General features: G+C 38.1%; 2 protein-coding genes and 1 CRISPR repeat array. Both genes read left to right on the forward strand.

All coding sequences use genetic code 11. From position 1 onward, the window contains the following. The first annotated feature begins 50 nt into the window (after positions 1-50). Positions 51-759: a CRISPR direct-repeat array (repeat unit 32 nt; unit sequence GTCGCACTCTATATGAGTGCGTGGATTGAAAT). 122 nt (positions 760-881) lie between these two features. Beyond that, complete coding sequence (locus ACIFQM_RS23205; RefSeq protein WP_430044551.1) at positions 882-1,748, forward strand: DNA-binding protein; 867 nt, start codon at positions 882-884, stop codon at positions 1,746-1,748. A gap of 367 nt (positions 1,749-2,115) precedes the next feature. Next, entirely contained in the window at positions 2,116-2,862 is a 747-nt protein-coding gene (locus ACIFQM_RS23210; RefSeq protein WP_430044549.1) for a hypothetical protein, read from the forward strand. Positions 2,863-3,206 lie beyond the last annotated feature (344 nt).

Consider the following 3,206-nt stretch of genomic DNA (forward strand, 5'->3'; position numbering starts at 1 on the left):
GTGCGTGGATTGAAATTTTTTGCACTGATACAATTGAACTATTCGAGAGAGTCGCACTCTATATGAGTGCGTGGATTGAAATCAATTAAGTTGATAGAGAATTAAAAAAAGCCATGAGTCGCACTCTATATGAGTGCGTGGATTGAAATCTCGTACTCATCACTCAGTAGGTCATACTCTACGTCGCACTCTATATGAGTGCGTGGATTGAAATTGCTTTGTTGTGCCAGTTGGCGTTGGTTGGTAATCTAGTCGCACTCTATATGAGTGCGTGGATTGAAATTTGCAATGAGTTACACAGGTAAAGAGGCGGCCCGCTTGTCGCACTCTATATGAGTGCGTGGATTGAAATTTAACCGGATTCTCGTTATCGACTAAGCAAGGGAAATAGTCGCACTCTATATGAGTGCGTGGATTGAAATCATATAGATTCAGCCGCATCGGATACAACTTTACTGTCGCACTCTATATGTGTGCGTGGATTGAAATTCTACTGGAGTATTGGGCATCCCGTTCCAGTGCAATAGGTCGCACTCTATATGAGTGCGTGGATTGAAATCCGCATTAGCAGTTAGATCAATGATCGGTGCTTGGTCGCACTCTATATGAGTGCGTGGATTGAAATATCCTGATAGCTTTGAAAATCAAGCTGCTCCAAGCGTCGCACTCTATATGAGTGCGTGGATTGAAATAATAAACGACAATGAGTATATTGAAATTACAGGGAGTCGCACTCTATATGAGTGCGTGGATTGAAATTGTAGAGACTGCGCCTGACTGCCCATCCTTTCGTGTCGCACTCTACATGAATGCGAGATTAAAGCACAGCGCTCAAAATAACTTTGCTTCGTCGCTATATAGTTTGAGAGGAAGGTAAGGGGATGGAAGACGTTTTGGACGGAAAAGGTGCAACGTATTTATTATCAAACTACCATCATAATTTAGATAAATGCGTGGAGCTATTACATCTAAGGTTTACACAACATAATTGGAATGACATAATTGTTATTTCAGATTACCTACACAAAATATCTTGGGATATCTACGAATCACGGTACAAGACAGGAGAAGCATCACTAGATGCAGAACGTCCATTGATTTTTTACTATGGCTTCAGCTATTTGGCAAAAGCTACAGCACTTCAGAAGCTTGGCCTATTCGATGAAGCCAGAGAATACATCCTTAAATATTCGGAGCTAGGATGGTTTTCTGGATTAGATGCTACCGGGCTAGATGAGGTTGAACGATTCAGATTTTTTGCCAAGGCGAATATGTACACAAATGATCTATTGTCTGGAAAAATAGATGTATTGCAAGAATATGTTCAATTTTTAGAGAACAATGATGAAGAAGTATTGCCAGGGCTGGTAACTATTATGGAAGCGGCCAATCTCCACTTGCTCAATGTAGATGATGTCCTTCACAAATTCCAAACTACCATTGATGAATTGAGCAGTTTGGAAAGCGAAACGAATAAAACACATTATTTTAGGTTTTTATATCATCTTGCGATTTATTATAGTAATAACAAGAGATTTGAAGATGCTGTACGCCAAGTTTTAGTTTTTTTAACAACGGCTAATATGATTGAAAATGGAACGAACTTCAAGAAATTTATTGTGCTATTTGAAGCACTACGCCAGTATGCTTCAAATGAACAAATTGAAAAGTATCAAAATTTATTCAAGGAGCTGATTAAGGATGAAAAAATTATTAGTTTCGATGGCTATGATATTCGCTCTCATTAGTATTGTTCCAATTGGTAGCATTGGGGTAAATTTCGGGGTAAATTCGCCTTCTAATCACGGCTGGAATTGATTAATGAAATGCTGACGGAGAACCAACAGTATCGGGGGAATCCTTCCTTGATGCTGTTGGTTCTTTTTGTACTTACCCTTCTCTAAACTAGGACTACTCTTGTCGCTGCTACTCTTTGACATTCTGGCCAGCGATCACTACCGGAGAGCTGCGGCGCTGTATAGTCTTTTTTTAACTTTATTACCCATAAAATGAAACGACCTCGCTTCTTTTGTAAATAAAACCAAGGAAAACACTTCCAACTTTCAAGTTTATAATAGTATATGTAACAAATTATACTAAATTGGAGGAAAAAAAGTGAAAAAAATTCTCTCTACTCTCTGTTCTATGATTCTGCTTCTGTCATTTTCAACCCCCACCTTTGCATCCGACACCGAAAACTCGACTAACTCTGATCTTCAACAACAATCACAAAAAGAAGATGCAAATGACCCTGCTAAGTTAGATGTGAAAATTCCTGATAAGGTAGAGACAGTATCTGTTCGTGATATTGTGCCAGCAAAGTATTTTGAAGCTGTAAAAGGAAAATATAAATCGAAAGAAGAAATTTTGAAAGCTACAGGATTTACATTAGAGAAATCTGTAAAACCTAGTACTGTGCAATTGAGCGAAGGAGCAATGACTGTAGATGATCTGGATGAATATGCTGCTCTGCTGACGTATTATTCAGATAGTGCTAACCAAAACTTTAAAGTGTCATCAATTCAGCCGACGGCTGTTGAAAGCCATTCCAATACAGATACAGTTTGGGGAGATGGATTGGCTGCTGGGAAAAACCTTTCTTGGATTGAAGCTACTGTGTATTATAATAGAGATAGTGCTACTAGGAATATAACCAAAGTTACTGGTAGTACAAGCACACTTCTGGGTTTCCACCCTGGAAACTCTTGGGCTCATGATCGGGTTGCGACTGATAACTCTGCCTCTCTTAAAGGACGGGCAGGTAACATACAAATCAAAGGAACTAGAACCCTTAGCATAATTATTGGTGGTATTGGTGATATCACATCAAGATCTGAATCATATTTTATGGGATTGGGTTAAAATTATAAAACAACTAAACTACCACCTTGCATAATTTAGGTGGTAGTTTTATATTGTAAAATTAAGGAGGTGCATTATTATGGATCATGAACAACGATTAAGCAATTTAGAGAAACGAATGGATTCACATGATAAAAAATGGAGGATAATCAAAAATGTCCTTATTGTCATCTTTGTCATATGGCTAATACTATTCTTAATAGGATTGACTCAATTTTTAATTTCTTAAAATCGAATGATCGGCTTTTTTGTTTATCAGTACAAATGCAACAAACAATGGGCAGCTATATAGTTTGAACTAAAGAAACGGCTGACTAGAACCTGACACAGAGTCGGTCGATGAT

Origin of the sequence: Paenibacillus sp. NRS-1782 (assembly GCF_050467685.1) — a bacterium.
Lineage (GTDB): Bacteria > Bacillota > Bacilli > Paenibacillales > Paenibacillaceae > Paenibacillus > Paenibacillus terrae_A.